General features: G+C 71.8%; 35 protein-coding genes. 20 read left to right on the plus strand and 15 right to left on the minus strand.

Annotated elements, in window-relative coordinates; all coding sequences use genetic code 11:
• Positions 1-759, minus strand: coding sequence for an XRE family transcriptional regulator (locus V6U82_RS24225; RefSeq protein WP_334464810.1), 759 nt, complete (start codon positions 757-759; stop codon positions 1-3).
• Positions 760-895: 136 nt separating this feature from the next.
• Between V6U82_RS24225 and V6U82_RS24230 the strand changes: the two genes are divergently transcribed.
• From V6U82_RS24230 to V6U82_RS24265, 8 genes are all read left to right on the plus strand, one after another.
• Positions 896-1135, plus strand: a complete 240-nt coding sequence (locus tag V6U82_RS24230; RefSeq protein WP_020218358.1) for a helix-turn-helix domain-containing protein — start codon at positions 896-898, stop codon at positions 1133-1135.
• Entirely contained in the window at positions 1135-1365 is a 231-nt protein-coding gene (locus tag V6U82_RS24235; RefSeq protein WP_334464813.1) for a DUF6284 family protein, read from the plus strand. Before V6U82_RS24230 ends, V6U82_RS24235 begins: the two co-directional genes overlap by 1 nt.
• A gap of 12 nt (positions 1366-1377) precedes the next feature.
• A complete protein-coding gene (locus tag V6U82_RS24240; RefSeq protein ID WP_334464814.1) occupies positions 1378-1587 on the plus strand; it encodes a hypothetical protein in 210 nt (69 codons plus the stop codon).
• A complete protein-coding gene (locus tag V6U82_RS24245; protein WP_334464815.1) occupies positions 1584-2375 on the plus strand; it encodes an ABC transporter permease in 792 nt (263 codons plus the stop codon). Before V6U82_RS24240 ends, V6U82_RS24245 begins: the two co-directional genes overlap by 4 nt.
• 92 nt (positions 2376-2467) lie before the next feature.
• Positions 2468-4645 carry a cell division protein FtsK gene (locus V6U82_RS24250; RefSeq protein WP_334464817.1) on the plus strand — a complete coding sequence of 726 codons (2178 nt, stop codon included), beginning with the start codon at positions 2468-2470 and terminating at the stop codon, positions 4643-4645.
• Positions 4646-4792: 147 nt separating this feature from the next.
• Positions 4793-5032, plus strand: coding sequence for a hypothetical protein (locus V6U82_RS24255; RefSeq protein WP_334464819.1), 240 nt, complete (start codon positions 4793-4795; stop codon positions 5030-5032).
• A complete protein-coding gene (locus tag V6U82_RS24260) occupies positions 5029-5331 on the plus strand; it encodes a hypothetical protein (protein ID WP_334464821.1) in 303 nt (100 codons plus the stop codon). The genes V6U82_RS24255 and V6U82_RS24260 overlap by 4 nt, the downstream gene beginning before the upstream one ends.
• A gap of 36 nt (positions 5332-5367) precedes the next feature.
• Positions 5368-7323, plus strand: coding sequence for a DUF3987 domain-containing protein (locus tag V6U82_RS24265; protein WP_334464823.1), 1956 nt, complete (start codon positions 5368-5370; stop codon positions 7321-7323).
• A gap of 80 nt (positions 7324-7403) precedes the next feature.
• On the opposite strand, the gene V6U82_RS24270 is transcribed toward V6U82_RS24265, so the two are convergent.
• The gene (locus V6U82_RS24270; RefSeq protein WP_334464825.1) at positions 7404-7610 is read right to left on the minus strand and encodes a hypothetical protein; all 207 of its coding nucleotides are present in this window, start codon (positions 7608-7610) and stop codon (positions 7404-7406) included.
• A gap of 498 nt (positions 7611-8108) precedes the next feature.
• Here V6U82_RS24270 and V6U82_RS24275 point away from each other — a divergent pair, with 498 nt between their 5' ends.
• The 3 genes from V6U82_RS24275 (at position 8109) to V6U82_RS24285 (ending at position 9997) form a co-directional block, all read left to right on the plus strand.
• Positions 8109-8630, plus strand: a complete 522-nt coding sequence (locus V6U82_RS24275) for a SigE family RNA polymerase sigma factor (RefSeq protein ID WP_334464827.1) — start codon at positions 8109-8111, stop codon at positions 8628-8630.
• Positions 8631-9049: 419 nt separating this feature from the next.
• Positions 9050-9637, plus strand: coding sequence for a hypothetical protein (locus V6U82_RS24280; RefSeq protein WP_334464829.1), 588 nt, complete (start codon positions 9050-9052; stop codon positions 9635-9637).
• Positions 9638-9742: 105 nt separating this feature from the next.
• The gene (locus V6U82_RS24285; protein ID WP_128136976.1) at positions 9743-9997 is read left to right on the plus strand and encodes a hypothetical protein; all 255 of its coding nucleotides are present in this window, start codon (positions 9743-9745) and stop codon (positions 9995-9997) included.
• A gap of 640 nt (positions 9998-10637) precedes the next feature.
• Here V6U82_RS24285 and V6U82_RS24290 read toward each other — a convergent pair.
• Entirely contained in the window at positions 10638-11018 is a 381-nt protein-coding gene (locus V6U82_RS24290; protein ID WP_258544779.1) for a hypothetical protein, read from the minus strand.
• 4 nt (positions 11019-11022) lie between these two features.
• On the opposite strand from V6U82_RS24290, the gene V6U82_RS24295 reads away from it, so the two are divergent.
• Positions 11023-11277 carry a hypothetical protein gene (locus V6U82_RS24295; protein ID WP_258544778.1) on the plus strand — a complete coding sequence of 85 codons (255 nt, stop codon included), beginning with the start codon at positions 11023-11025 and terminating at the stop codon, positions 11275-11277.
• A gap of 409 nt (positions 11278-11686) precedes the next feature.
• Here V6U82_RS24295 and V6U82_RS24300 read toward each other — a convergent pair whose 3' ends face one another.
• Positions 11687-12157, minus strand: coding sequence for a hypothetical protein (locus V6U82_RS24300; protein ID WP_258544777.1), 471 nt, complete (start codon positions 12155-12157; stop codon positions 11687-11689).
• 73 nt (positions 12158-12230) lie between these two features.
• Between V6U82_RS24300 and V6U82_RS24305 the strand changes: the two genes are divergently transcribed.
• Positions 12231-12671 (plus strand): hypothetical protein, encoded by a 441-nt coding sequence (locus V6U82_RS24305; RefSeq protein WP_334464832.1) that lies wholly within the window; start codon positions 12231-12233, stop codon positions 12669-12671.
• A gap of 47 nt (positions 12672-12718) precedes the next feature.
• Here V6U82_RS24305 and V6U82_RS24310 read toward each other — a convergent pair whose 3' ends face one another.
• Positions 12719-13510, minus strand: coding sequence for an aminoglycoside N(3)-acetyltransferase (locus tag V6U82_RS24310; RefSeq protein ID WP_334464834.1), 792 nt, complete (start codon positions 13508-13510; stop codon positions 12719-12721).
• A 109-nt stretch (positions 13511-13619) separates the two neighbouring features.
• On the opposite strand from V6U82_RS24310, the gene V6U82_RS24315 reads away from it, so the two are divergent.
• Both V6U82_RS24315 and V6U82_RS24320 read left to right on the plus strand, forming a co-directional pair.
• The gene (locus V6U82_RS24315) at positions 13620-14126 is read left to right on the plus strand and encodes a SigE family RNA polymerase sigma factor (RefSeq protein WP_128136973.1); all 507 of its coding nucleotides are present in this window, start codon (positions 13620-13622) and stop codon (positions 14124-14126) included.
• On the plus strand, positions 14123-14623 hold the full coding sequence (locus V6U82_RS24320; protein ID WP_258544780.1) for a hypothetical protein: 501 nt from the start codon (positions 14123-14125) through the stop codon (positions 14621-14623). The genes V6U82_RS24315 and V6U82_RS24320 overlap by 4 nt, the downstream gene beginning before the upstream one ends.
• A 96-nt stretch (positions 14624-14719) precedes the next feature.
• Here the strand turns inward: V6U82_RS24320 and V6U82_RS24325 are convergent, their stop codons facing one another.
• Positions 14720-15154 (minus strand): hypothetical protein, encoded by a 435-nt coding sequence (locus V6U82_RS24325; RefSeq protein ID WP_334464835.1) that lies wholly within the window; start codon positions 15152-15154, stop codon positions 14720-14722.
• A 100-nt stretch (positions 15155-15254) separates the two neighbouring features.
• Here V6U82_RS24325 and V6U82_RS24330 point away from each other — a divergent pair, with 100 nt between their 5' ends.
• Positions 15255-15839 carry a GNAT family N-acetyltransferase gene (locus tag V6U82_RS24330; protein WP_334464837.1) on the plus strand — a complete coding sequence of 195 codons (585 nt, stop codon included), beginning with the start codon at positions 15255-15257 and terminating at the stop codon, positions 15837-15839.
• A 6-nt stretch (positions 15840-15845) separates the two neighbouring features.
• Here the strand turns inward: V6U82_RS24330 and V6U82_RS24335 are convergent, their stop codons facing one another.
• Both V6U82_RS24335 and V6U82_RS24340 read right to left on the minus strand, forming a co-directional pair.
• On the minus strand, positions 15846-17033 hold the full coding sequence (locus V6U82_RS24335; RefSeq protein ID WP_334464839.1) for an FUSC family protein: 1188 nt from the start codon (positions 17031-17033) through the stop codon (positions 15846-15848).
• Between the two features lie 50 nt (positions 17034-17083).
• Positions 17084-17551 carry an SRPBCC family protein gene (locus V6U82_RS24340; protein WP_334464841.1) on the minus strand — a complete coding sequence of 156 codons (468 nt, stop codon included), beginning with the start codon at positions 17549-17551 and terminating at the stop codon, positions 17084-17086.
• Between the two features lie 158 nt (positions 17552-17709).
• Between V6U82_RS24340 and V6U82_RS24345 the strand changes: the two genes are divergently transcribed.
• Positions 17710-18471, plus strand: coding sequence for a GNAT family N-acetyltransferase (locus V6U82_RS24345; protein ID WP_334464843.1), 762 nt, complete (start codon positions 17710-17712; stop codon positions 18469-18471).
• A gap of 22 nt (positions 18472-18493) precedes the next feature.
• On the opposite strand, the gene V6U82_RS24350 is transcribed toward V6U82_RS24345, so the two are convergent.
• Positions 18494-19186, minus strand: a complete 693-nt coding sequence (locus V6U82_RS24350; RefSeq protein WP_334464845.1) for a hypothetical protein — start codon at positions 19184-19186, stop codon at positions 18494-18496.
• An 83-nt stretch (positions 19187-19269) separates the two neighbouring features.
• Here V6U82_RS24350 and V6U82_RS24355 point away from each other — a divergent pair, with 83 nt between their 5' ends.
• A complete protein-coding gene (locus V6U82_RS24355; protein WP_128136967.1) occupies positions 19270-19653 on the plus strand; it encodes a hypothetical protein in 384 nt (127 codons plus the stop codon).
• Between the two features lie 9 nt (positions 19654-19662).
• Here V6U82_RS24355 and V6U82_RS24360 read toward each other — a convergent pair whose 3' ends face one another.
• On the minus strand, positions 19663-20184 hold the full coding sequence (locus V6U82_RS24360; protein WP_334464846.1) for an SRPBCC family protein: 522 nt from the start codon (positions 20182-20184) through the stop codon (positions 19663-19665).
• 3 nt (positions 20185-20187) lie between these two features.
• Positions 20188-20496, minus strand: a complete 309-nt coding sequence (locus V6U82_RS24365; RefSeq protein WP_334464847.1) for an ArsR/SmtB family transcription factor — start codon at positions 20494-20496, stop codon at positions 20188-20190.
• Positions 20497-20583: 87 nt separating this feature from the next.
• On the opposite strand from V6U82_RS24365, the gene V6U82_RS24370 reads away from it, so the two are divergent.
• A complete protein-coding gene (locus V6U82_RS24370) occupies positions 20584-21513 on the plus strand; it encodes an LLM class F420-dependent oxidoreductase (RefSeq protein WP_334464849.1) in 930 nt (309 codons plus the stop codon).
• 258 nt (positions 21514-21771) lie between these two features.
• On the opposite strand, the gene V6U82_RS24375 is transcribed toward V6U82_RS24370, so the two are convergent.
• Positions 21772-22206, minus strand: coding sequence for a hypothetical protein (locus tag V6U82_RS24375; RefSeq protein ID WP_334464851.1), 435 nt, complete (start codon positions 22204-22206; stop codon positions 21772-21774).
• Between the two features lie 67 nt (positions 22207-22273).
• Between V6U82_RS24375 and V6U82_RS24380 the strand changes: the two genes are divergently transcribed.
• Entirely contained in the window at positions 22274-23500 is a 1227-nt protein-coding gene (locus V6U82_RS24380; protein ID WP_334464853.1) for an FAD-binding protein, read from the plus strand.
• A gap of 1 nt (position 23501) precedes the next feature.
• Here the strand turns inward: V6U82_RS24380 and V6U82_RS24385 are convergent, their stop codons facing one another.
• The 3 genes from V6U82_RS24385 to V6U82_RS24395 form a co-directional block, all read right to left on the minus strand.
• Complete coding sequence (locus V6U82_RS24385; protein WP_128138764.1) at positions 23502-24641, minus strand: site-2 protease family protein; 1140 nt, start codon at positions 24639-24641, stop codon at positions 23502-23504.
• An 83-nt stretch (positions 24642-24724) separates the two neighbouring features.
• On the minus strand, positions 24725-24931 hold the full coding sequence (locus V6U82_RS24390) for a DUF397 domain-containing protein (RefSeq protein ID WP_334464856.1): 207 nt from the start codon (positions 24929-24931) through the stop codon (positions 24725-24727).
• Between the two features lie 13 nt (positions 24932-24944).
• Positions 24945-25781 carry a helix-turn-helix domain-containing protein gene (locus tag V6U82_RS24395; protein WP_334464858.1) on the minus strand — a complete coding sequence of 279 codons (837 nt, stop codon included), beginning with the start codon at positions 25779-25781 and terminating at the stop codon, positions 24945-24947.
• Positions 25782-25860: the final 79 nt, after the last annotated feature.

A 25860-nucleotide genomic window follows, 5' to 3' on the forward strand; every position in this document is an offset into this window, starting at 1 on the left:
TTAGCTTGCCACCGTCGGCTGCCACACCGGCGATGAGGACTCCCACACCCGATCGAAGCTGTCTGCGTACGTGTCGAACAGGTCGCCACCGGCAAGCCTTCGTAGGTGCATGACGGGCGTGTGTGCGGCCGGGAAGCCGAAGACGTGCGAGTTGACGAGCATCTCGTCATCGAACCGGAAGATGGAGTTGTAGAGCGTCGTCCGGTGGAAGTGCACGTTCACGCCCTGGACGTCGCGCAGCCGCTGGTAGAAGGTGAGCACGTTGCGGACCTTGCCGGCCATCGCGTCGCCGATGCCTTCGTCCGCCCCACGTTGCGCGACCTCGGGACTGTCTGGGTCGCCAAGCAGGACTTCAACCCGCGTACCGACGGCTGCCTTCGCCTTGAGCGTGGCCACCAGCTGCGGTTGCTGTTCGGGCAGGAACAGTCCCGCGTAGACCAGGATGCCGACCCGCTCCTGTGCCTGCGAGATCAGCCGTCGCCAGAGGGCGTCCGGCACGGCTGCCCGTCGCGGGTAGACCTGGACCACCTCGGACTGTGCTACGCGGTTGGCGCGCTCCTGCGGCATGGCGTCCGGCCATAGGTACGACTCACTCTCCTTGACCAGCGCGGCGATCGCATGCCGGTAGCGCGGATACGGTGCCCGCCCCTGCGTGATCCAGCGTTCCACCGTCTTCGGGTCCACTCCCACCTGCTCGGCTACGGCCGATGGCGTGAAGCCGTTGCGGAGCATCGCGTCACGTAGCCGGTCGTTCGGCATGGTCGCCTCCAAGGCACGTCTAGGGACGACTTGAAAGTAGCAAGGACGTCCCTAGCCGTCCAGTGTGGTGGTGAAGGCGTCACCCCTCGTGGCCGGAACCTATGTGCACCCCGGTCATTGAGGCGGAAGGACACCGATGAAGACCGATCGACCTGCTGGCCACCCCCAGCGGTTCTACACCGTCGCCGAAGCAGCGCAGCTGCTGCGTACCTGCGACATGACGCTGTACCGGTCGATCCGCGTGGGCGAGTTCCCGGCCATCCGCATTCGCGGCCGGTACGTCGTTCCCGCGAAGGCCATCGACGCGATGGAGGCGGGTGCCCTGGCGAACGGCCTGGTCGACGCCGCCGACTACACCACCCGGAGCGTGGCGTGATGACGACCTTCGACTACGAGCCGAACGCCGCTGACCTCGCCGAGATCGAGCAGGAGTTTCCGCTGATCGAGGCTGAGGTTCTGTTGCTCGACGCGCAGATTGTCGTGCTGACGAGTGACGCCGGTCCGACCGAGTTGGACTGGCAGCGGCTTCGCCGGGCGCAGCGCCGGGTGCTGCGGGAAGCGCGGGCTCTGCTCGCCGTTCGCTCGGCCGCCGGCCGGGCCGCGTAGTCGGTGGCCCCCGTGAGCCGTCGATTCCCGATCCCCCGCTCCGCTGATGACCCCCGCTTCACCTTCGCTCTGGCACTGGACGTAGCCCAGGTGCTCACCGCGCACGGCTACCCGTCGATGACCGAGCCATACGACGGGCGCGGCGCGGACCTGCTGGCCCTGCAACAAGCCCTGTTCTCACTCAACTACGGCACTGACGTATCGGAGGGACACCCGTCATGACCGCCCCCACGCTCTCGGCCTTCCCTCGGCCGGTCGAAGACCTGATCCCCGCCGCCCGCGACCTGGCCGACCAACTCGGCCAGATCCCGTCACGTAACCGCATCAAGAAGGAACTGCGGGTGGGCGGTCCGAAGGCAGACGCGATCCTCGCCGCCCTCACCCGCACCGACACCCCACCGACCACCGAGCCCACCACCGACCCGGCCGACATCACCCCGGACCCGATCGCCGATCCCGCCCCGGCGCTGGACCTGCTGCCGGTCGGCGACGACACCCCGCCCGTTGTGTTGGCGCAGGCAGCACCCGTCGCAGACCTGGGCACCAACATCGCCACCGAGGCGATCTCGACCGACTCGACGGGCAACCGGCGGGCGGTGGCGTGGCCGGTGGTGCTGCTCGCCTTGCCGGCATTCGTCGCGATCTGGTCCGGGTGGGTCGGACTCGGCGGACTCACCGGATTCGGCCAGGTCCACCCGCTGCCGGGCATCTGGGACAGCTTCTCCATCAACTCGGCCATCACCCTGCCGATCGGCGTCGAGACCTACGGCGCGTACGCGCTCTACGTCTGGCTGTCCGGCCGGGTGCCAGACCTGGCCCGCCGCTTCGCCAAGTGGTCCGCCATCGCGTCACTGCTGGTCGGCGCACTCGGCCAGGTCGCCTATCACCTGCTCGTCGCGGCCGGAGTCACGTCGGCTCCGTGGTGGATCACCACCGCCGTCGCCTGCCTGCCGGTGGCGGTGCTCGGCATGGGCGCCGCCCTCGCACACCTCGTCCGCACGCACGACTAGTCCCGCCCGGCGGCGCGGCCTCTCGGCCTAGGAACCAGTGCCGCGCCGCCGGTCCCCCTACTGATCCGTAGACCCATGGAGGAACACCCATCATGACGTCCCCCGAAGACGGCGACCGTTTCGACTGGCGGGCCGCCGAGCGCGACCTCACCGAGGATGCCCCCGACACCAACGTGGTCGACCTGGACGCCGCCCGCACCGCCCGCAGCAACACCGACTCCGACGCCGGTGGGCCGGTGCTGGTCGACTCGCCGGCCGCGCAGCGCGCGCCGCGGTTCACCCTCGACGGCGTACGCGCCGGTCAGCGTCGCCCGATTCTGCCGGCCTGGCTGCGCTCGCGCACTGAGCTGCGCGACACGATGCGCTGGGCGGTGGGGCATCTCCTGCACACCACCGCCTACCACGCCACCCGCCTGCCCAAGTACGCCGGCAAGCTCGCCTTCCGGTCCCCTGCCGGGGCGTGGCGCATGCTGTCCGGGGCAACCCGGTGGTTGTTCGACTGGGAAGGCGAGCCGGTCCGGCAGGCCACGGTGCGGCGGGAGAGCGCCGAGGACTACCTCAAGCTGTCCCGCCAGCGTGACCGCAGGGTGCGGTGGCGCGGCATCGTCGCCACCTTCACCCTGGCCGTCGCCCTGGCCGGTGGCGTGGCGGTCGCCCTGGCCCCGGAGTGGGCGCGGTGGGCCGTGCTGGCGCTGCTGGTGACGCTGTGCGGGATGGTCGGTCAGCCGGCCGACAAGCCGCTACTCGACACCGCTGTGGTCGTGCCCCGCGTAGCCCGGCTCACCTCCGATGTGGTGGTCCGCGCCCTGGCCGTGCTCGGCATCTCCGGCATCAGCCAGGCCATCGCCAAGCAGGGCAACCGCGCTATCGCGTTCACTGCTCCGATCACCCGCGACGGGCCGGGATGGCGGGCCGACATCGACCTGCCACCCGGTGTGACCGCTGGGGACGTGATCGAGCGCCGGGACCGGCTCGCCGCCGGCCTCACCCGCCCGCTGGGCTGTGTGTGGCCGGAGGGACAGCCGGAGGTGCATCCCGGCCGGTTGCTGCTGTGGGTGGGCGATCAGGACATGGCCGCCGCGAAGCCGGCCGCGTGGCCGCTGCTCAAGGCGTCGGGCGGTTTCGACCTCGCCAAGCCGGTGCCGTTCGGCACCGACCCGCGCGGCCGGATCATCTCCTTCGACCTGCCGTACACGAACCTGCTGATCGGGTCGATTCCCGGCTACGGCAAGACCGCCGCAACGCAGGTGCCGATGCTCGCCGCAGCCCTGGACCCGTACGCGGAGTTGTGGTGCTTCGACTTCAAGGGCACCGGCGGACTCGACCCCTTGGAGAAGGTGTCCGCCCGGTACGCGTCGGGGCAGGACGACGACACCGCCGAAGAGGGCCTGTTGGCGTTGCGGGAGCTGCGCAAGGAGTGCCAGCGCCGTGCCGCCGTCATCAAGGGCCTACCGAAGGCGGTGTGCCCGGACAACAAGGTCACCCCGGAACTGGCCCGCCGCCGCAAGCTCGGCCTGCACTGGCTCGTGGTCGCCCTGGACGAGGTGCAGGAACTGTTCAGCCACCCGGAGTTCGGCAAGGAAGCCGGCGAGCTGGCCGAGAAGGTCATCAAGCTCGGCCGCGCCCTGGGCGTCATCCTGGTCGTGGCCACGCAGCGGCCGGACGCCAAGAGCCTGCCCACGGGCGTGAGCGCGAACGCGGGCACGCGGTTCTGTCTGCGGGTTATGGGCCAGATCGAGAACGACATGATCCTGGGCACCTCGGCCTACAAGAACGGCATCCGGGCGACGATGTTCGCCAAGAAGGACAAGGGCGTCGGCTACCTCGTCGGCGCGGCCGACGACGCCCAGATCGTTCGCACCTTCTACGTCGATGGCCCGACCGCCGAGAAGATCACCGACCGGGCGCGCGCCCTGCGGGAAGCCGCCGGCACCCTGACCGGCCACGCCATTGGCCAGGCCACGCCGACCCCGGCGGCCCGGCGAGACACCCTGCTCGACGACATCCTCACCGTCGTCCCGGCGACCGAGGCGAAGGTGTGGGCCGAGACGCTGACCGAGCGCCTGGCCGAGCTGAACCCCGATGCGTACGGGGACCTGACCCGCGATCAGCTCACGGCCGCGCTCAAGCCCCACGGGATCACCACGGGGCAGGTGTGGGGCACCGACCCGGCCACCGGCAAGGGCGCCAACCGGCGCGGCATCGACCGCGCCGACATCACCGACGCGGTAGCGGAGCGTAACAAGCGGCGCGGCGACAAAGCCGCCTAACCCGGACAGCGTGTGGGTGCTAGGTCTAGCGGCAGCCCCCGCTAGACCTAGCACCCCCGCTAGCACCCCATCCCAATCCTGGCCAGCGCCCTAGCTACTAGCGGCGGCGGCTGTTTGCGCCCTCAGAACGGCCTGTGGAGGCATTCCGTGACCACCATCGCCCTGCTCGCTAGCCTTCTTCCTCTCAGTTACGCAGCGTGGTACCTGATCCTGTGCGTGGTGTCCCCCTGGGGCCGCTGCCGCCGATGCCACGGCCGCCGCTACCACCGCACCGCCATCGGCACCCGACGCGACTGCCGCCGCTGCGACGGCACCGGCCGCCGCGTCCGTATCGGCCGCCGCCTCGCCGAGTACATCCGCGCCGAGTACCGGGCCGGCAACCAGTGAACCGCCGCACCGGCACCGCTCAGCACACCGGGTGGTGCGCCCAGGATCACCGCTGCAACCTCGCCGAGCACCGCTCGGCAGAGATCATGGTCGACCTGCCCGGCCACGCACGGGCCGTCCTCGTCCGCGTCCGCGCCAACGACGGCCGCGAGCACGCCGAGATCCGCGTACGCGTCGCCCTGGCCGACGTCGACCCGGCCGCCCGCCGCCAGCTCGGCACCCTCCTCGCCGGCCTGCGCGACCTGATGACCCGCGCCGCCGCGATCCGCCGGCCGCGACCCGGCCGCCCCGCCGCCTGACTTTCCCTCCCCGACTCACGACAGGAGCACGCCATCGTGACCCGACCACCCGCGCACGACCACGCCGCCGAACAGGCCATCATCGGCGCAGCGCTACTCAACCCGTCCGTCGTCGCCGACCTCGCCCCGACGCTCGCCCCGGCCGACTTCCACCGGCCGGCGCACGGCCGGCTGTGGGAAACGCTCTGCGCGATGCACGCCACCGGCGAACCCGTCGACCCGATCGCCCTGGCCGCCCGACTCGCCGCAACCGGCGACCTCGCCAAGGTCGGCGGTGCCCCCTACCTACACACCCTCATCGCCGCCGTCCCCACCACCGCGAACGCCGGCCACTACGCCCGAATCGTGGCCGATCACGCCCGCCGCCGCCAGGTCGCCGACCTCGGTGCCTACTTCGCCGAGAAAGCCGACCAAGGTGCAGACGTCACCGACATCCTCGCCACCGGCCGCGCCATGCTCGACCACGCCGTCACCGGCACCCAGTGGACACCGCTGGTCCCGCTCGGCGACCGCCGACACCTCCCCGAATTCCCGGCCTACGTGCTGCCCGAATGGGTCGCCGAGCACGTCTACGCCGTCGCCGAGTTCACCCAAACCCCCGTCGACCTCGCCGGCTGCATCGCCCTGGCCGCCCTCTCGACCGCCGCCGGAGGCCGCGCCGAAGTGGAGGTGCGCGGTTCCTGGCGCGAACCGACGAACCTGTTCACCGTCGTCGTCCTACCGCCCGGCTCCCGCAAGTCGGCCGTGTTCGCCGCCATGACCGGGCCGCTGCTCGCTGCGGAGAAGGTCCTTGTCGAGCGCACCAAACCGGCGATCGTAGAAGCCGAACTTGCCGCCCGCGTCGCCGGGAAGACGGCCGAGAAAGCCGCCATCGCCGCCGCGAACGCCGACACGGCGGGCCGAGACACCCTGCTTGCCGAAGCGACCGCTGCCGCGATGAACGCCGACGCCGTCACCGTCCCTGTCCTACCCCAGTTGGTCGCCGACGACGTCACCAGCGAGGAAGCCGCATCCCTGCTCGCCGAGCAGGGCGGACGCCTCGCCGTGCTCTCCCCCGAAGGCGGAATCTTCGCCACCATCGCCGGCCGCTACTCCGGCACCCCCAACCTGGAGGTGTTCCTCAAAGGCCACGCCGGAGACATGCTGCGCGTCAACCGCCGCTCCCGCGCCCCCGAACACGTCGAACACCCCGCGCTCACCCTCGGCCTGGCCGTACAACCCGACGTGCTACGCGACATCGCCGACATGCCAGGCTTCCGAGGCAAAGGACTCCTGGCCCGAATTCTGTTCAGCCTGCCCGAAAACACCGTCGGCCGCCGGAAGATCGGTGCCGACCCGGTACCCGAACCCATCGCCACCGCCTACGCCGCCAACCTCGGTGCCCTCGTCGCCAGCCTCGCCGAATGGACCGACCCGGCAGTGCTGCCGCTCACCCCCGAAGCCAACAATCGGGTGTTGGACATCGAACGGGCCGTTGAGCCACGTCTCGCACCCGGCGGGGCGTGGGGACACGTCGTGGACTGGGGCAGCAAATACACCGGCGCAGTGGTCCGCATCGCCGGGCTGATCCACCTCGCCGAACACCTCCGCGACGGCTGGGGCAAGCCGGTCACCGCCGAGACGGTCGAACGGGCCGCACTGCTCGGCGAATACTTCGCCGCCCACGCCCTAGCCGCCTTCGACGACATGGGCGCCGACAAGAGCACCCGCTACGCCCGGCTCGTACTCGCCTGGATCGAACGCACCGGCTCCACCACCTTCACCAAGAAGGAGCTCTACCGCGCCGTCCGCAGCCAGATCCCCACCGCCGCCGACCTCGACCCCGTGCTATCCCTACTGGAAATCCACGGGTACCTGCGCCAACTCGACCCACCGGCCCGCACTGGTGCCGGACGCCCACCGTCGCCCGCGTTCCTTGTCCACCCCGACGTACACGAGACCACCGGCACCGTTCACGCCCTACCCGCAACGGCAGGCCGCAGAACCGCGTAACCCGCTGGCCTAAATGGCCGCAATGGCAGAAACCCCGACCAGCCGGGGTTTCTGCCATTCTCGCCATTTGGGCCAGCAGACTACGCGTCGCGTTCTGCCTGCATCCGGTCGCGCCAGTAGTCTTCGGTCGCAGGGGTGAAGCCCGGTTCGCACAAGGTATCGATCGACACCCCGGTGTCCCCGTGGACCAGGGTGTCGGAGTCCCACGCCAGTGCCACGTCATCGAGTCCCCGGTGGCGGACTAACCAGTCATAGTTGCGCAGGGCGAGGTACGTCTCTACGTTCATGGTCGCGAGGGTAACGAAGCGAAGCGCCGCTGTCGCTTTCGGTACTGGCTGCGACTCCGGCCCGCCCGACGGATAGTGATCAAGCAACGGAGCGTGACCGGCTGGGCGATCTGGGGCGACTCGCCGTGGTAGCTGCCAACGATCCATTCGTGGTGCGTCGTGTGGTGCGAAGTGCGGTCAGTCGAAGTTGATTCGGTCAACCAGAGTCACGGCGACTGCAACCAGAGTCGCAGCCAGGGGAGTGGGTCGCAATCGTGGGTGCCACTCATAATCCCTCGGTCGCGGGTTCGAACCCCGCCCGCCCCACCAGTTGTTCTCCCTGGTCAACCATGCTGCCGGCGACCCGGATCGATCGCGTCGAGGTCCGGTCCGACGCTCTGAGTGCTGCCGGGCACCCGGGACCTGACGTGCGGCTGCACCGCCTTGGAGGGGACTTCTGCCGTCGCCGCCGGCCAGGCAGGGGGAACCATCGGGCAGGTCCAGGTCCCTTAATTAGGTATGGGCTTGCTTCGCAGAGCGGAACCCGCCGGCTACGAGGACTTCGTCGCCAGCCGGTACCGCGAGATCGTTCGCTTCGGCGCGCTGCTGACCGGTGACGGCCGGCTGGGCGAAGACCTCGCCCAGGAGGGTCTGATCGCGGCCTATCGGTCGTGGCATCGGTTGGGCGTGCCGGAGGGGCGGCCGGAGGCGTACGTGCGGCAGGTGATGGTCCGTACCGCGATGCGGGCCAGGCGTCGGCGTTGGCGCGACGAGGTACCGACCGGGGAGCTGCCGGATGCGTCCCGTGGCGGGTTCGCGGATCAGTCGGATCTCAGCGTGCAGGTGCTCGCCAGTCTGCGGCGGTTGCCCGCCGATCAGAGGGTGGTGCTGGTGTTGCGGTTCTGGGCCGATGCCTCCGAGGCCGAGGTGGCGCAGACCCTCGGCGTTGCGGTGGGAACGGTCAAGAGCCGCACGTCCCGTGCCCTGGCGGCGTTGCGCGCCAGCGGTCTGTTCGTCGAATCTTTCAAGGAGACGCCGTGAATCCCACCCACGTCAGCGAACTGCTCGACCGTGCGGCCGCCTCCGTGACGCCGTCCGAGACCGATCCCGCCTCCCGGCTGGTCAGCCTCGGACGGCGTAGCGTGCGGCGCCGTCGCCGTGCCTTCGGAACTGCCGGCTCCGTCGCCGTCGCGGCGGCCGTCGCGGCCGTCGTGGCCCTGCCCCAGGTGAGTGCGCCCCCGGACCGGTCTGAGGCCGCCGGGACCACGGTGAGTCTGGGTGGCCTGTCGGTCGCCGTTCCGGAGGGCTGGCGGACGAGCGAGGTCACAACCTTCGACCCCTGCACCGCCGAGCCGCACACCGTCTACCTCGCCGCGCAGTGGGATCCACGGGCCACGCGACCGACGTCTGGCCCGCCCGGGGCCGCACCCTTCAGGTGCAAGTCAGATGGTCAGGCGTGGATGGCTGTCGTGCAGAAGGGCGTCGCCGCGCCCGTCAGCCCGAACCGGCTGGTGGTCAAGGACGGGCAGCTGCTCCTAGTCGAGCAGCGTGACCAGTACATGATCCCGTCCATGTGGACCTACCGCGCTTTCACCGACGAGATTCAGGCGACGACGGCCTTCATCTCCGGGGACGAGAAGGGCCGCGAGCAGCTGCTCAAGCGCGTCACCTGGCCCGCCGGCCCGGCGGCCCCGGCCTCCGGCGGCCTGGTGTTGCCCGACCGTATCGCCAGCGCCACCACCGACGTGCCGCCCACCAACGGCATGGTCGTCGCGACGGACGCCAAGACGCTGACCCAGATCCGGACAGCCCTCGCCGAGCTGCGCGACCCCGTGCCCGCCGGCGAGGAGTGCACACTGCAGAAGCCCGGTGCGGTTGGAATCAGCCTCGGCGAAGTCACCGTGATGCTGGGTGACGCGACATGCCCGCAGGCGATCTCGACCGGCGGCGGTCGCGTCCGGGTCCCGGCCGGGCTGGGCAAGGATCTGCTCGACCTCATTGTGGCGAGCGACCGCGCCGCGACCGAGCGTGCCACCACCAAGGATTGACCGAACCCGTCGCGCCGACCGATTGCAGACCGAGGCACGGACTGGATCCGATTGCCTCCGGCGGAGATCTTCGACAGAGATGGGCTTGAGGGGGAGGGGCGGCACATGCCAGACGAGGTATTCCCCAGCGATCTCTCCGGCCACTTCTGGGCAACGCTCGAACACCGGCCCGAACTCGATCGATGGCGCTTCGAGATCCTCGACTACCAGAACAGTGTCCTACTCAGTGGCCTGGCCTGTAGCGAGCGGCAGGCCGCAGCCATCGTCAAGGCATGGGAGGAGGTGATCGCAACATCGCCCGACGACGAGGACCCCAGCATGGATTGGGCTGATGACCCGGAGAAGCATTTCCGCTGCTAGGAGTCCATCCGGGCAGGTCGCCGGGCCGCCGATCTTGACCTCGTCATCCCTCGGTCACGGGTTCGAACCCCGCCCTCTACCATCCGTCTACCAGTTCAGCGGGCCGGCGAGCCTCCAGCCCGGTGGGTACTTGGCTACCCGGCCTCCGTATCGCGCCGGCATGGACATCGCGGATGCGCGGTGGCGACCAGGGCGTCCGCGCGGCTTTGGTCAGTCGTCCAACTCCGCGCCCAGGAGCCACCCAGGGCGGTCGCTTCATCGAGCGCGTGCAGCCCAAGGCTCCGTAGCTCTGCCGGCAGCGGTTTCGGAAGCCACTCCGTCACTTCCTGCTCTGCGTCGACGGATCGTCGCCGGAGACGTTGACGGCCAGGACGGCTGCGGCCGCGATGACCTCGGTGTCCCAGAGATCGCGAGGCCACCTGGACAGCGGAAAGGCGGCGAATCGGAGAAGCGGGATACCACCACGAGACGGGCTTGCGGCGTCAACTCCTCAAGCGAGTCCAGGAAGTCCGCGGCCCCGTCGCTCTCGAACGAACCCTCGCCCCACAACACTGCTAGACCAGGGCAGTTGCGTCGGCTGGCTTGCCCGTCGCCGTCACGGACCAGCGTGATCCCGCCCGCCCCACCCTGCTCAGCCGAGCTACCAGTACCTGCCGCAGGTCGGCTCGAGCTTGTCGACCGCGCTCTCCAGGTCGCCCGTGTCGCTCGCCACCTTCACGATCGCTTCCGCATATTCGAGCTTGGGCTTGATCGAGCGGACCTCGACGTCCTTCCGGCCTGCGGCCATGGTGAGCACCTGGAACTTCTTCCCCAGCGTGCGGTCGGTCTGCTCGCCGGCCACCCTGTTCGCCACCGCCTCGAGGTTGACCAATCGGGTGGACGCCTCCGCCCGGGCGTTGACGAGCTCGGCCTCCACTGTCGAACTGGAGGCGACCCCGACCAGGATGATCAGGCCGGCGATGGCCTTCTCCAACGGTCCCTTGACGGCGGTGCAGGCCGCCTTGTTGCTGGCGGTGGCCACTTGCGTGGCCTTCTTGGTCGTGGTCGGAGCTGCGGGGGCCGTCGAGGATCGCGGGCTGCCCGAGGACCGGGGGGTCGGCGAGGTTTCGGGTGCACGGGTCGGTGTGGCCGTCGGCGTCGTGGGCGTGGGGACGGGCGATGCCGTGGCGCTGGGTGACTCCGTGGAAGCGCTCGCCGCCACGGCGGTGGGCGTGCCCGGCATCTCGTCGGCGCGGCCACACGCCGAGGCGGTGAGCAGCATCGCAGCCACCGCTGCATAGAGCCCTAACCGTCGTACCGTCACGTCGTATCCCGTCTCGCGATCTTGCGGAAGCGTGACGATACATGGCGGACGCAGTGGTGACCATCAACCGGCTGGACCGGCCGCCCGAGGCAATCACTTGCCGACGAATGGCTGGGGAGCGCTACGAGAGGTCGCTTCGCTGTAGCAGTACGCCGTCCGTCCCGGTCAGTCGGCTGCGGTGCGAGTGGAACTCGGCCAGCCGGGCCGCTGAACCGCCCCGCTGCATGTCCATCTTGTCGGCCTTCGGGAGCACCGACCCTTGAAGTCAAAACCGTCGACGCCGGACCGCTTTGCCGCTTCGGCGATCGGGCGCATCGTCGCCGGTTCGCCGTGGGTGCCGAACCTGGCGTACGAGCGGTGGTAGAAGACGAGTGGTTCTCCGGCGCTCAGGGCTTGGGCGCGACCTCGACGATGCTGCTGCCACTGGTGGTCGTGTTGCCTTCGCCGATCACTGAGGTCGTCAGGTCGTAGAAGCCCGGCTGGGCGTCGGGGCCGATCACGATCGTGCTGACGGGGCGTTCCCCGGGTGTGCCGGTCGGCCGGACCGGTGCGGCCGTGAAGGTGACCAGCCCGGGGACCGCCGTAGCGGCCTTGAGGTCGTCCACCGTGCCGAACGGACCCGTCAGCCGCGCGGCCAACTCGACCTGCGGCGAGGTGGAGCCCGGCTCGTCCGGGGACTCGACAGTCCACCGCACGGTAAGGGCCTGGCCCGGCTGGTACGGCTTGTCGACGTCCAGGTCCTCGCAGCAGGCGTACGTCGGCGGCGGCGCCGGCACCACCTCGGACGGTTCGGTGCCGCAGGCTGCCAGCAGCGGAACGGCGAGGCAGCCGAGGAGGCGGAGGCGCGGCGAGTTCATGCGCAGGATCGTAGGCGTGGCTCGCCGCTCCCGGGGGCCTGCGAAGAAATGCACAGCGGCCTATGGTTGCCGCGTGAACAGACGCCTGTGGGCGGTGTCGGCACTGGCCGCGACCGCGCTGCTCGCCGTACCGGTGACGGTCCTCGGCGTGCACGTGACCCACCCGCGGGACGAGAGCGGATACCTGGCACACCTCAAGCAGTACGGCGACCGGCAGAACGACAGGCCGCTGGCGACGTTGCCGCCGACCACGGATCTGGTCGCCGAGGGCGACGCGGCGTGCGACTGGTTGCGTGAGCAGCCGTACGCGCTGTGGCGGCACGATCCGGAGTACCGCGAGCTGGTCGTCTACGAGCGCTACGTCCGGGAGGTCGAGAACCGCTTGCCGGCCTGGGGCGACGAGCTGCCCGATCGCAGATCGGTGACGGGAGCCGCGTGGACCCACCTCTGCCCGGCGGAGTGGGAACTACGCCAGCCCCGCCGCAATCCCTTCGCCCCCAAACCGCCGGACTGATCGCGCGGCCCGTCGTTCCCGGCGTCACGAAAAGCCCAACGTGGGCGTCAGTGCTCGCGGTTCGCGGCCATCCAGGCGGTGGCGAAGTCGACCAGTGCGCGCTGGCGCATCAGCCGGGCCGTCGCGCTGGCGACCCGGCCGATGGTCGCGGCACCTGTCGCCTCGAAGTCGGCGCCCAGCCGGTCGAAGTCGTCCTCGTCGGTGACGACGTCTGTCCACTCGGTCCACCGGCTCGTGCCGTCCGGCAGCCGTACCGCCGAGCCCGTCACCGCCCGCGGCGCCGCCGCCTGCCGCCATTCCGCCAGGTGCAGCGAGGTGTTCGAGCTGTGGTCGCAGCCGAGCAGCAGCACCTTGCCGTCGAGCCGGTACACCGCGCCCAGCGGGGAGTGCTCGCCCAGCGCGTCGTCGAGCCGGTGGCCCGCCACGATGTCGGCGGCGTGCGCGCCGAGCGCGGCGAAGGACACCTGCGGATGGTCGCTGCGGCGGGCGCCCGGCCAGGTGCGTACCGTCTCGGCGATCACGCCCATCCACCGGCTCGGCGTGCGGGCGGGGTCGAAGCCGGGCGTCTGATCGCGGATGACGGGCCACCACACCTCGGGTACGGGCGGATGCCGCCACCCGGCCGGGTCCGTGTTGTCCGGCGTGTGCGTCGGCACGACGAGGGTGCCCCCCGGTCCGAGCGCGTCGAGCAGCGCCCGCACCACCGCCTCGGTGCCGCCGGCGACGAACCCGAGACTCCGGTACGACGAGTGCAGCAGCAGGACGTCGCCCGGGGTCACACCGAGCGTGCGCAGGTCGTACGCGATCGAGCTGACGGTGTGTGGTGCGGCCTGGTCCACGCGGCGCAGTCTAGGCGGAACCGCCGCACAGCATTCTCGCCGATCCCGGGATAGCGGCGGTGCCCACCGGCGTCTGTCACTGGTGAACGAGCAAACGAGGGTGGTGCGGGTGGACGAGGACGAGCGGGCGGTGCTGGCCGAGTTCGTGGCGAGCCGTGCCCCGGCGCTGATACGGGTCGCCTACCTGCTCACCGGTGATCGCAGCAGCGCCGAGGATCTGTTCCAGTCGGCGCTGTCGAAGGTCATCCCGAAGTGGCGGAGCATCCGGCACGCCGACCCGGAGGGCTACCTCCGTGCCGTCATGTACCGGGAGCAGGTGAGCTGGTGGCGTCGGTTGCGCCGTCGCCGGGAGTCCCCGGTCGGGGTGCACGAGCCGGTGGTGACCGACCCGGCCGGCGGTACGGATCTGCGGCTGGCGTTGCGGGCGGTGCTGTGGCAGTTGCCGCCGGCGCAGCGCACCGTCGTGGTCCTGCGTTACTACGAGGACCTGCCGGAGGCCCAGGTCGCCGAGATGCTGGGCTGCTCGGTCGGAACGGTGCGCAGCCGGACCCACCGGGCGGTCACCCGACTGCGTCAGATCCTGCCGGACAGCGAGCTTCTGGAGATGCGGCGATGAGTGATCCGTTCGAAGGTCTGCTCCGCTCCACCCTCACCGACATCGCCGAGGAGGCACCGACTGTGCAGGACTCATTGACCAGGGCGGAACGGCGCGTGCGTAACCGTCGACGCAACAAGGTGGCGGCAGGTGCGGCGGGCCTCCTGGCGGTGCTGGTGATCGGGGCGCCGTTCGCCTACGCCAGCCGGGGCGACGACCCGGTGATCTCGCCGCAGCCGGGCACGAGCGCCCCGCAGCCGGACCGGACCGAGCCGGTTCCGGCGCCGCCGGGCGTGGCGTCGCCCGTCCCGGTCATTCCGGAGGACCCGACCAGGCCGGACAGTGCGGTCCCGGCACCGCCGGGCGTGGCATCGCCGGTGCCGGCGGAGCCGGGTGTGGCGTCGCCCGTCCCGGCTGGGCCGGAGGGCCCGAGCATGTCGGCCAGTCCGGTCCCGGCTCCGCCGGACGTACGGTCGAACGACCCCGTCGGCCCGTCGCCGAGTCCCGTCGGGCGCTGATCGACGCGCACCGGCACCCCGGTACGTGGGCTGGGCCCGCCCTGACGGTGAGCCCAGCCTGCCTGCGCACCGACCGGGATCCCGGGGAGGACGGCGTCACTCCCACGGTGGGGCGTGCCGCTTCACGTAGCCGCGGGCGCGGGGGAGCGGATCACCCCAGTACTGGTGCGGCATGCGGGAGAAGTGCTCCCGGCAGAACGTGGCGAGGTCGTCGACGATCGCGATCCGGTCCAGGGGACGCCGTTCGAACTCCCGGTTGGCCGCGAGCAGATCCGCCTCCGGGTTCCAGCCGGCGTGGTCGAACGCCCGGCCCGCCCAGGTCGCGTACACGTGGAAGACCTGGCGCTGACCCGCGAACCGCAACCCCGCGAGCCCGATCGGCCGCTCGGGATAGGTGTCCCGGCACACCCAGGCCAGGATGTGGCAGGCCCCGGCGGCGAAGAACGGCTGGTCGGCGCGTTCCCAGGCGAGTCGCTGGTCGGCCCGTTCCTGCGGCGTACGCCGGAAGACACCCGCTGCCGTCACTGCCACAGGCGCACCCTAGCGGAGCGGCCACGTGACGCGTGGACCCTCGCGCGTGCCGATCCGAACCGGATTGACACGCGGGGCGGTCCGCGGGGGAGAGTCGGGCATGAGCTTTCCGCTGTCGACGCCATCCGCCGTTCCCGCCGGCACGCTCACCACCGGTCCGCAACCCACGCTGTCCACGGCCGACGGCCTGGTCCTGCGTCCCTGGGAGGACGGGGACGCACCGGCTGTGCTGGCCGCGTACCGGGATCCGGAGATCCGCCGCTGGCACACCCGCCGGCCCGCGTCGCCGGAGCAGGTCCTCCAGTGGTTCGCCCACTCCCGTTGTTCGTGGCAGGAGGAGACGGGCGCGAGTTGGGCGGTGACGCGCGACGGCGCGGTGGTGGGCCGCATGGCGCTGGGCGGCTTCAACCTCGACGACGGCGAGGCCGGGTGCGCGTACTGGGTGGTTCCGGCCGCCCGCGGCGCGGGTGTGGCCTCCGGGGCGTTGCGGGCGGTGAGCGCGTGGGCGCTCGGCGAGGGCCGGCTGCACCGGCTCTGGCTGGACCACTCGACCGGCAACGTCGCGTCGTGCCGGGTGGCGGTCAAGGCCGGGTTCCGGCTGGAGGGCACCAAACGCAGCGCGGCCGTGCACGACGACGGGCGGCACGACATGCACCTGCACGCCCGCGTCCGCGGGGACGACTGAACCGGGTCACGACTGCGCGGCGGCCACCTCCCGGATGCGCCGCAGCGCCTCATCCCGGTCCATCCCGGTCGCCTGGAGGATGTCGCTCGCGGCGGTCCGGACCTGCCCCACGATCACCGTTCCGGACAGCCCGGTCCCGGCCAGCTCAGCCCGCGTCGCCGCCGCCACGGCACGCAGCGCGTGACGGCGGGCGTCCTCCGGGCCCTGGTCCGCGAGAACCTCCTCCTGTACGGCGTTCACTGCCGCACTGAGCGCCTCCACGGCGTCCGGCAGGCTCTCCGGGATCGGCTCCCCGTCCTCGATCAGCACGACGGCCCGCCGGGCCAGCACGCGCGTGTTCCAGACCGCCTGGTCCACGTCCGGCGCGCCGAGCTGGTAGTGCCGGACCGAACGCCGCCTCGGCCAGCGCGCCGGGGCGAGGTCGACGGTCTCCTTCGCGCCGCCGAAGACGTCCCAGAACCGGCCCAGGTCCGTGCCGATCGCCTGCGACCGGCTCAACGCCCGGCCGGCCAGGTCGTGGTCGCGTCGCCGCAGCGCGGCGGCGGTCGCCGCGAGCTGGCCGGCGAGCTGCCGCAGCGTCGGCGCGGCCACCCGCCGCACGACCCGCAGCGGGTTGATCGGCACCAGCAGCAGTGTCACCACCAGTCCCACGCCGCCGCCGATCAGCGCGTCGACGAAGCGGGGGAACTCCAGCGTGTGCCGGGAGGACGAGAGCGCGCCGAGCAGCACTGCCGTACCGCTGGCGTTGCCCACGATCCCGCCCCGCGTACTCAGTGCCAGTGCGACCAGGACGGACGCCGCGACGATGACGCCGGTCTGCCACACCCCGGCGCCGACGGCGCCGATCAGCAGGTCCGACACGATGATGCCGAGTGTCACCCCGGCGAGCAGTTCGACGGTGTTGGAGAGACGCCGTCCGAACGACGAGGTGATCACCGCGACGGCGGCGGCGGGGGCGAAGATCGGGCTCGGCATGCCGGTGAGCCAGCGCGCGACGGCCCAGGCCAGCGCCGCCGCCAGTCCGGCCTGCACGGCGAGTACGGACTTGATCCGCAGCTGTTGCATCCGGTCCCGCCCGGCGGCGCGGCCGCGCTCGTTCACGCGTTCCCACGCCTCGTCGAACCGTTCCGCGTCCAGGCCGGCGCGCCGCGACGGCCCCCGCCGGCCGCCGCGACCCTCCCGCTGCCCGGTCACCGCCGGCGGCTACCCGCAAAACCCGCCGCCAATCCCGGCGCCCGTCGTGGTCAGCCGTCCGATTCGAGGTACGCGGCCAGGTGCGCCAGCGAGGACGCGATGCCCTCCTCGTGCACCGCCTGGTCGATGCCCGGCGGCACGCCGGTGGCGCTGACTGTCACCTCGGTGCCGTCGCCGGCCGCCGCGAGGTGCCAGATCATGGTCATGGTGCCCGCGTACGCCGGGTCGTCGGCCTGGAACACGGGGGTCTGCACGACCCGGAGCGCCGGTACGAGTTCGGCGAACCCGACGTCGACCACGTCGGTGGCGTCCGACGTCTTGCCCGGGCTGCCCGCCGGGTCGAGATAGGTGAGCACCATCCGGAACCCGCCCCCGGGCCGGGGATCCCACCGCTCGATCCGCCCCCGCATCCCGTCCGGCGGCAACCAAGACTCCAGGGCGCCCCGGTCGACGAGCGCGTCATAGACGGCCGCCGGAGTGGCACCGATCGTCCTGCTGCCCCGATCGACCCTGCTCACCCCCCAACCCTAGGCCCGCGCCCACCCCGCCCGTGGGCGCACTCGTCGATCTTGGAGTTGTGGCGGTTGACAAATGCCACCGAGTTGGGCGATTCAGGCGCCACAACTCCAAGATCGACGGGGAGCGGGAGGGAAGCGTGGCCGGTACGCTGCCGCGAATGCCGGTACGACTGCACCTCCACGACTCGCTGCTGCTCGGTGACGACGACACTCCGCTGGCCCGGATGCGGCTGCGGGACGACGACGGGACGGCGGTCGCGGCCGACGTGCGGCCACTGCCCGGGGTGGCGCTCACGCGGCTCGTCGCGCAGGTACGGCGGGATCTCGCCGGGCACCGGCTGGAGACGCCGGACGAGGCGCTGGCGGCGGCACTGGTGGCCGACGGGCTGGAGCTGAGCCGGGCCGCCACCGACATGCGGCACGACCTGACCGGCGTACCGGAACCGGTGGCTCTGCCGGACGGCTGGTCGCTCGGCGCCCCCGGCTGGGACGACGACCTCGCCGCAGGGCTGGACGCGGCGTACGGCCCGGACCACCCGGACGGCCGCTGGCAGCGCAGCGACACCGACGAGGTGCGGGCGATGTTCGACACCGGCGAACCGGTGCCGCCCCTGGTGCCCGCCTCGGCCCGGCTGATCGACCCGGACGGCCGCAGCGCCGGGCACGTGCTGTGCGCCGGACCGGTGCCGTGGACCGACGACGACTGCGTCTGGATCCTCAATCTGGGTGTGGCGCCCCGCGCGCAGCGCCGCGGGTTCGGCCGGGCGCTGCTCGTCCACGCACTGCGCGGCGCGCGTGAGGCGGGCCTGCCGTCCGTCGGCCTGTCGGTGGTCGACGGCAACCCGGCCCGCCGGATGTACGACGCGGCAGGCTTCCGCGTCCTCACCCGGGTGCTCACGGTCCGCATCCCGGACGCGTAGCCCGGGACCGGGCGGCGAACCGTCAGGCGCCGGTGAGCAGGGGGCGGTGCTCGGACCAGAGCCAGCGCAGGTAGTCGCGCAGCCGTTCCGGGGTGGCGATCCAACCCTGGCCGGGATAGCGGAGCAACCGGCTGACCTCACCGGCCACCAGGTCGTACCCGGCCACGCCGGTCTCCGGCACCGGGGCGTCCGGTGCGACCGCCACGGGTAGCGGGACCATCGGGATCCGCAGACCGGCGTCGTCGCAGGCCCGCAGCACGGTGAGGTAGACCCGGACCAGGTGGTACGGCGAGACGACGAGCGCGACGCTGCCGACGTCCAGCGCCCGCACCTGCTCCACGATCCACGCGGCCTGCCGGCCGGTGCCGGTGACCGGCTCGGCCTGGAGCACGACCCCGTCGGTCCGGCGCAGACCGAGCCCGCGCAGCCGGTCGAGCGTGAGCGGGCGGTACGTCCGCTCGGCCGGGTCGGTGTTCGCCACCAGCAGGTGCCGCAGTGCCGGGCCGGTCTCCCAGGCGCGGATCGCCTCGGTGAGACGCCAGTCCTCACCCTGGCCGGTGGGCACCACGAGCGCGTCCACCCGCTCGGCGGCGCGGTGGGGGAGCGTGAGGACCATAGTGACCGCCTCCAGCACCCCCAGGAGCCGGTCCGGGGGGACGTCCGCGAACGCCTCCGCCGGTACGAGCCGTGGCAGCGGGCGGGACACACTCGTCACGCCCGCGATCTTGCCACCCCGGGCCGGAAATCGAGTACGGATGCTCAGGCATCCACCGGCCGCGGCCGGGAAGGATTTCCGGTGTGACGACGAGACGTACGCTGCTCGGCGGTCTGCTCCTGGCGCTGGCCACGGCCGGCGCCTGGGTGGCCTGGCTGAGCTGGGAGTCCGGCTGGACCGTGGACCCGGAGACCGGCGACATGAGCGGGCCGTACGCGGTCTGGCAGGTCGCCGCCGCGGTGCTGAGCCTGGCCGCGCTCGCCGCCGTCGGCGGCTGGTGGCTGAACATCTGGCTGGTGGCGCCCGTGATGACTGTGGCGTTCACCGTCCCGTGGGCGGTTCACGCCGCCTCGACCGACGACACCGGCCTGTGGGCGGTCGGTGCGGCGCTGGTGGCGATCGGCACGACCATCGGGACGACGCTGGTCGGCGGCGCCGCCGGCTGGCTGCGCCGCCGGACCGCGTGACGGCCGGTGTCAGTCGCGGTTCAGGCGTTCGGCGTACGCGTCGCGCAGCTCCGCCCAGCCGAAGTCCTTCGCCTGCGCGCCCCGGATCGGGCCGACCGGGTCGTCGTCGAGCAGGTGCGCGGCGACGTCGAGGCAGATGTGCCAGCCGGCGGCCGTCATCGGGGCGAGGCCGGGCCGGTCGACCCGGTGCCGCAGCGTGAGCGTGGTCCCGTCGCCGTTCGCGGTCAGCTCCCAGCGGAGCAGGTCGTCGCCCCAGGTGTACTCCAGCAGGTGCGGCCGGTCCGCGCGCAGCACCCGGGCCGGCGCCGGGTAGCTCTGGTCGCCGTCGACGGCGCTGAGCACGGCGTCACCGGGACGGCCCAGGTCGCGGTCGGCCAGGAACGGCGCCCACGCGGCGAGCCGATCCGGTTCGGTGAGCGCGGCCCATACGGTCTCCGGCGGGTGCCGCAGCTCGCGGACGAACACCAGTTCGTTCTCGGGTGTCAGCTCTACCCGGGCGAGCGGGCCGGGGCGGAACGTGTCGCGGTCCATCGGTCACTCCTGACTGTCGAGATGGCGTTCCAGGGCGTCGAGATGCGCGGTCCACATCGACCGGTACGGCCCGAGCCAGTCGTCCACTGCCCGTAGCGGTGCCACGTCGACCCGGTAGATCCGCCGCTGCGCGGCCGTGCGGCAGGTGACCAGGCCGGCGTCGCGGAGCACCCGCAGGTGCTTGGAGACCGCCGGCTGGCTCATGCCCAGCGCGTCCACCAGCTCACCGACGCTGCTCTCTGACCGGCGGAGCCGGTCGAGGATGCGGCGCCGGGAGGGCTCGGCCAGCACGGTGAAGGCGTCGACGGTCACCCAGACAATATGCCTCATCGGTTATATGCCTGGCAAGGAATGACAGGTCGCGCTGCCCCGGCCCGGCGGGCTCCATATGCTCGGGGGATGGAACTGCGGATCTTCACCGAGCCCCAGCAGGGCGCCACGTACGACCAGCTCCTCGCCGTGGCCCGCCGCGCGGAGGAGACCGGCTTCGCCGCGTTCTTCCGCTCCGACCACTACCTGAAGATGGGTTCGGTGAGCGGCGATCCCGGCCCGACCGACGCGTGGACCACGCTCGCCGGCCTGGCCCGCGACACCACCCGGATCCGGCTCGGCACGCTGATGACCGCCGCCACGTTCCGGCTGCCGGGCCCGCTGGCGATCACCGTGGCGCAGGTCGACCAGATGAGCGGCGGCCGGGTCGAGCTGGGCATCGGCACCGGCTGGTACGCCGAGGAGCACACCGCGTACGGCATCCCGTTCCCGGCGCTGGGGGAGCGGTTCGACCGGCTGGAGGAGCAACTCGCCGTCATCACCGGGCTCTGGTCCACCCCGGCCGGCTCCACGTTCGACTTCCCCGGCACGTACTACCCGGTCAGCGACTCGCCCGCGCTGCCCAAGCCGGTGCAGCGCCCCCGCCCGCCGATCCTGCTCGGCGGCATGGGGCCGAAGCGCACGCCCCGCCTGGCCGCCCGGTACGCCGACGAGTTCAACCTGCCGTTCGCCTCGGTCGAGGACACCGTCGCGCAGTTCGGGCGGGTACGCGACGCCTGCGCCGAGATCGACCGCGACCCGTCCACGATGACCTGGTCCAACGCGCTCGTGCTCTGCTGCGGCCGGAACGAGGCCGAGGTGAAGCGCCGCGCCGAGGCGATCGGCCGTGACCCCGACGAGCTGCGCGCGAACGGCGCGGCCGGCACGCCCGCCGAGGTGGTCGAGACGCTCGGCCGGTACGCCGAGGCGGGCAGCTCGCGCGTCTACCTCCAGGTGCTCGACCTGGCCGACCTGGACCACCTGGAGCTGGTAGCCGCCGAGGTGATGCCCCAGATCTGACCCGCCTCCCGTCCCGCCGCCCACCTCGCGGAACAACAATCTCGCGTTACGGAAGGTGCCCTCCCGCACCACCCCCACCAACCCCGCGATCTTGCAGTTGCGGCCCTTCCGGTGCCGGATTTACGGCTCTTGTCGGGGCAGTAACTGCATGATCAACGGTGTGGGCGCCCGGAGATCGTGGAGCCAAGCCTCGCGCACGCGACAATTCGGGGGCAGAACTTCAAGATCGTCGGCGGGTCGCGTGAGGCGCCCGGTGGGTCAGCGGGGGGTTGCGCGGCGGACGGTGTCGAGGCGGCCGTCGCGGTCGCTGTCCAGGTACGTCACGTCGGGCACACCGTCGCCGTCCAGGTCGACCTGCACTACGTCGGCCACGCCGTCGCCGTCCAGGTCCGTCACCACCTCGACGGAACCGTCCAGGTGCCGGGTCACGATCGACCGGCCCGACACCTGGCGCGGCGGCGGCCCCGGATGGGGCACCGGGTCCGGCTCGGGCTCCGGCGTGGGCCCCGGCACCGGCGCGGTCGCGGCGGGCGCCACCCCCACAGCGGCGGGCGCCACCCCCACAGCGGCGGGCGACATCTCCGCAGCGGCGGGCGGCATCTCCGCAGCGTCAGGGTCCACGCCGGTCGGGTCGATCTCCTCCTCCGACGGGTACACGTCGCCGCGGAGGCTCGGGTCGCGGTAGCTGCTCATCCCGCCAGGATTCCCGCCGAGTGGCCGGGGCAACCCTGCCGGCGCATGATGGCGCATGATGCAGCGCATGACGGACACCAACTGGGCCGGAAACGTCAGCTGGTCGGCGCGTACCCGATCGCGGCCGACCTCGACCGACGAGCTGCGCCGGCTGGTCGCGGAGGCCGACCTGGTCCGGGCCGTCGGCACCGGCCACTCGTTCAACCGGCTCGGCGACACCACAGGCACCCAGATCGCGCTCGACGGCCTGCCACCTGCCGTCGCGCTCGACCCCGACCGCGGCACCGTCACCGTCGCGGCCGGCGTCCGCTACGGCGACCTGGCCACCGCGCTCCAAGCTCAGGGGTACGCGCTGGCGAACCTCGCCTCGCTGCCGCACATCTCGGTGGCCGGCTCGGTCGCCACCGCCACCCACGGCTCCGGCGCGCGGAACCGCAACCTCGCCGCCGCCGTCGCCGCGCTGGAACTGGTCACCGCCGACGGCGACCTGATCACCGTCGACCGCAGTGACCCGCGGTTCGCCGGGCTGGTGGTGAACCTGGGCGCGCTGGGCGTGGTCACCCGGCTCACGCTCGACGTGGTGCCCACGTACGAGATCCGGCAGTACGTCCGTCTCGGCCTGCCCCGCCCGGCGCTGGACGAGGCGCTCGACGCCGCGTACAGCGTCAGCGTCTTCACCTCGTGGCGCTCGGAGCGCTTCGACCAGGTGTGGGTGAAGCAGTACGCGGACGAGGCCCCGCCGCCCGCCGACTGGCTGGACACGGTGGCCGCCGACTCGCCCCGGCATCCGGTGCCCGGCATGTCGCCGGAGCACTGCACCGCCCAGCTCGGCGAGCCGGGGCCGTGGCACGAGCGGCTCCCGCACTTCCGGCTCGGCTTCACCCCCAGCAGCGGCGACGAGTTGCAGTCGGAGTGGCACGTGGCCCGCAGCGACGCGTCGGCGGCGCTCGCCGCGCTCGACCCGGTCGCCGACCGGATCGCCGCCGTGCTCCAGATCTGCGAGCTGCGTACGGTCGCCGCCGACGAGCTGTGGCTGAGCCCGAACCACCGGCGCGACTCGCTGGCGCTGCACTTCACCTGGATCGGCGACCCGGTGGCGGTGGCGCCGGTGCTGGCCGAGGTGGAGGAGCGGCTCGCCCCGTTCGCGCCGCGCCCGCACTGGGGCAAGCTGTTCGACCGTGATCCCGCCGCCGCGTACCCCCGGCACGGCGACTTCGCCGCGCTGCTGCGCGAGTTCGACCCGAAGGGGAAGTTCCGCACCGCCGAGATGGACCGCTACTTCCCCCGAGATTGAGTCAACGTCCGGCCGGCACCTGCTGGCGCAGGCTGCCACGCTGCACCGCACGGCTGATGTCGCTGGGCGAGACGATGCCGACCAACTGGTCGCCGACCACCACGAGCGCCCGGCCGTCGGTGCACTCGTTGAGCCGGGGCAGCAGGTCGGTGAGCTGCTCCTCCGGGCGGGCGAGCACCAGTTCGTCGGCCCGGCAGGACACCTCGGCCAGCGTGGTCGACGCGCGGCGGTCCGCCGCGATGCCGCGTACCCGATCGAGCGTGACCAGACCGACCGGCCTGCCGGCGTCGGTCAGTGGCAGCGCGGAGTGCCGGTACGCGAAGAGGTAGTGGTCGACGAAGTCGGCCACCGTGAGGTCGCCGGACGCGGTCTGCGGCTGCGGCGTCATCACGTCGCCCACCCGGATGCCGCGCAGCGCGTCACCCATCCGGGCGGCGCGTTCCTCCTGGGCGGCTGCGCCCAGCAGGAACCAGCCGATCAGCGCCAGCCACAGTCCGCCGAACCCGGCACCGGTGAGGAACCGCCACAGTCCCAGCCCGATCAGCACCACGCCGAGCACCCAGCCCGCGCGCGCCGCCACCACCGACGCCTTGGTCCGGTCGCCGGTGAACTTCCAGACCGCCGCGCGCAGCAGCCGTCCGCCGTCCAGCGGGGCGGCGGGCAGCACGTTGAAGACCGCCAGCAGCACGTTGATGCCTGCCAACCAGGACAGCGCGCCGAGCAGCAGGCCGTCCCCGGCCGTCACGGCGACCGCCACCGCGATCGCGGCGAAGAACACGCCGATGATCAGACTGACCAGCGGCCCGACCCCGGCAATCCGCAGCTCGGCGCCCGGGTTCTTCGCCTCGCCCTTCAGCTCGGCGACGCCGCCGAACAGCCAGAGCGTGATCCCCTCGACCTCGATGCCGTTGCGCTTGGCGACCACCGCGTGCGCCACCTCGTGGGCGAGCAGGCCGAGGAAGAAGACCACAGCGGCGGCCAGGCCGGCCGCGACGTAGGCGACGGGAGAGTGACCGGGGTACGAGGCGGGGAACAGGCTCGCCGACAGCGCCCACGCGATCAGCACGAAGATGACCAGGACACTCCAGTTGACGCCGACCGGTACGCCGGCGATTCGACCCAGACGGAAACTCGCCCTCATGTTCCCGTCATACCCGGCGCACCCACCCGCACACCAGGGCCGGGTGGCATCTCACAGGGCACCAGGGCAGAGCCATCAGGGCGTCAGCGGCGGAACGACCGCTGTTTCACGCTCGCGACGAAGGTCGACCAGGCTGCCTGGTCGAAGGCGAGGGCCGGACCGGCGGGGTCCTTGCTGTCGCGTAGCCCGACCACGCCGGGCAGGTTGTCGGCGACCTCGACGCAGTTTCCAGAGCCGTTGCTGCGGGTGCTCTTGCGCCAGGTCACTGTCGCCTGGTTGACCTCTTCCACCCGCGCCGTCCTCTCACAGCTCGTCGATCGCCCCCAGGATCAGGTCGCGCGACTCCCGGGCGCCGGCCGCCGTGGCGACCAGGTGCTCGAAGACGCGGCTGTACTCCCTGACCTGTTGGCCTTCGAGATAGAGGCTACCCGCGCGGGTCTCGACGTAGACGACCCCCGGATCGGCCGGCTCGGGGAAGGCCAGCACGCTGAAGGCGCTGCCCATCGACCCGTACTCGCCCGCGCCGAAGGTCAGGATCTGAATGGTGCGGCCGGGCCGGTCGGCCTCCTCGGCCAGTCGCCGCAACTGCGCTGCGAACAGCTCCGTGCCGCCGACCGGCCGCCGTAGTGCGGCTTCGTCCAGCACCACCCAGAGCTTCGGCGGAGTCTCGGTGTCCTGTCGGCGCATGCGCAACTCCACCCGCCGGTCCACCTCGTCGTTCGGGGCGTCCGGGTGCTCGGCGCGGATGACCGCGCGGGCGTAGTCGGCGGTCTGGAGTAGACCCGGAACCAGTTGCGGCTCGAAGGCGCGGATCTCGGACGCCTCGGCTTCCAGCCCGACGTAGACCTCGAACCAGTCCGGCAGCACGTCGTCGTACGCCTGCCACCAGCCCCGCTTGCGGGCGTCGCGGGCGACCTGGACGAGTGCGTCCACCTCGTCGCCTTCCACGCCGTACAGCTCAAGAAGTCCACGTGCGACCGGCGGCATGACGGACACCTGCGCGTTCTCGATGCGGCTGATCGCCGACTTCGAGATCCCCACCTCCTTGGCGGCCTGGTCGGCGGTCATGCCGGTCTGCTCGCGGAGGCGACGGAGGGCAGCGGCCAGGCGTCGACGTCGGACGGTCGGGCTTCCAGTCATGCCCGTCAGTGTGGCGGAACCGGACGAGCTTCGCAATGACACACTCCCGAATCGGGAGTTGCGCAAAGGGTGCGGTTCA

It is taken from the genome of Micromonospora sp. CPCC 205554, assembly GCF_036902745.1.
In the GTDB taxonomy this organism is placed as follows: Bacteria; Actinomycetota; Actinomycetes; order Mycobacteriales; family Micromonosporaceae; genus Micromonospora; species Micromonospora tulbaghiae.

What these genes read in the sequence shown, in the direction of transcription:
- V6U82_RS24225 (WP_334464810.1), bottom strand. Translation starts at nt 759, where the DNA reads ATGCCGAACGACCGGCTACGTGACGCGATGCTCCGCAACGGCTTCACG.
- V6U82_RS24230 (WP_020218358.1), top strand. Translation starts at nt 896, where the DNA reads ATGAAGACCGATCGACCTGCTGGCCACCCCCAGCGGTTCTACACCGTC.
- V6U82_RS24235 (WP_334464813.1), top strand. Translation starts at nt 1,135, where the DNA reads ATGACGACCTTCGACTACGAGCCGAACGCCGCTGACCTCGCCGAGATC.
- V6U82_RS24245 (WP_334464815.1), top strand. Translation starts at nt 1,584, where the DNA reads ATGACCGCCCCCACGCTCTCGGCCTTCCCTCGGCCGGTCGAAGACCTG.
- V6U82_RS24250 (WP_334464817.1), top strand. Translation starts at nt 2,468, where the DNA reads ATGACGTCCCCCGAAGACGGCGACCGTTTCGACTGGCGGGCCGCCGAG.
- V6U82_RS24270 (WP_334464825.1), bottom strand. Translation starts at nt 7,610, where the DNA reads ATGAACGTAGAGACGTACCTCGCCCTGCGCAACTATGACTGGTTAGTC.
- V6U82_RS24275 (WP_334464827.1), top strand. Translation starts at nt 8,109, where the DNA reads ATGGGCTTGCTTCGCAGAGCGGAACCCGCCGGCTACGAGGACTTCGTC.
- V6U82_RS24280 (WP_334464829.1), top strand. Translation starts at nt 9,050, where the DNA reads ATGGCTGTCGTGCAGAAGGGCGTCGCCGCGCCCGTCAGCCCGAACCGG.
- V6U82_RS24285 (WP_128136976.1), top strand. Translation starts at nt 9,743, where the DNA reads ATGCCAGACGAGGTATTCCCCAGCGATCTCTCCGGCCACTTCTGGGCA.
- V6U82_RS24300 (WP_258544777.1), bottom strand. Translation starts at nt 12,157, where the DNA reads ATGAACTCGCCGCGCCTCCGCCTCCTCGGCTGCCTCGCCGTTCCGCTG.
- V6U82_RS24320 (WP_258544780.1), top strand. Translation starts at nt 14,123, where the DNA reads ATGAGTGATCCGTTCGAAGGTCTGCTCCGCTCCACCCTCACCGACATC.
- V6U82_RS24330 (WP_334464837.1), top strand. Translation starts at nt 15,255, where the DNA reads ATGAGCTTTCCGCTGTCGACGCCATCCGCCGTTCCCGCCGGCACGCTC.
- V6U82_RS24345 (WP_334464843.1), top strand. Translation starts at nt 17,710, where the DNA reads ATGCCGGTACGACTGCACCTCCACGACTCGCTGCTGCTCGGTGACGAC.
- V6U82_RS24360 (WP_334464846.1), bottom strand. Translation starts at nt 20,184, where the DNA reads ATGGACCGCGACACGTTCCGCCCCGGCCCGCTCGCCCGGGTAGAGCTG.
- V6U82_RS24370 (WP_334464849.1), top strand. Translation starts at nt 20,584, where the DNA reads ATGGAACTGCGGATCTTCACCGAGCCCCAGCAGGGCGCCACGTACGAC.
- V6U82_RS24375 (WP_334464851.1), bottom strand. Translation starts at nt 22,206, where the DNA reads ATGAGCAGCTACCGCGACCCGAGCCTCCGCGGCGACGTGTACCCGTCG.
- V6U82_RS24380 (WP_334464853.1), top strand. Translation starts at nt 22,274, where the DNA reads ATGACGGACACCAACTGGGCCGGAAACGTCAGCTGGTCGGCGCGTACC.
- V6U82_RS24385 (WP_128138764.1), bottom strand. Translation starts at nt 24,641, where the DNA reads ATGAGGGCGAGTTTCCGTCTGGGTCGAATCGCCGGCGTACCGGTCGGC.
- V6U82_RS24395 (WP_334464858.1), bottom strand. Translation starts at nt 25,781, where the DNA reads ATGACTGGAAGCCCGACCGTCCGACGTCGACGCCTGGCCGCTGCCCTC.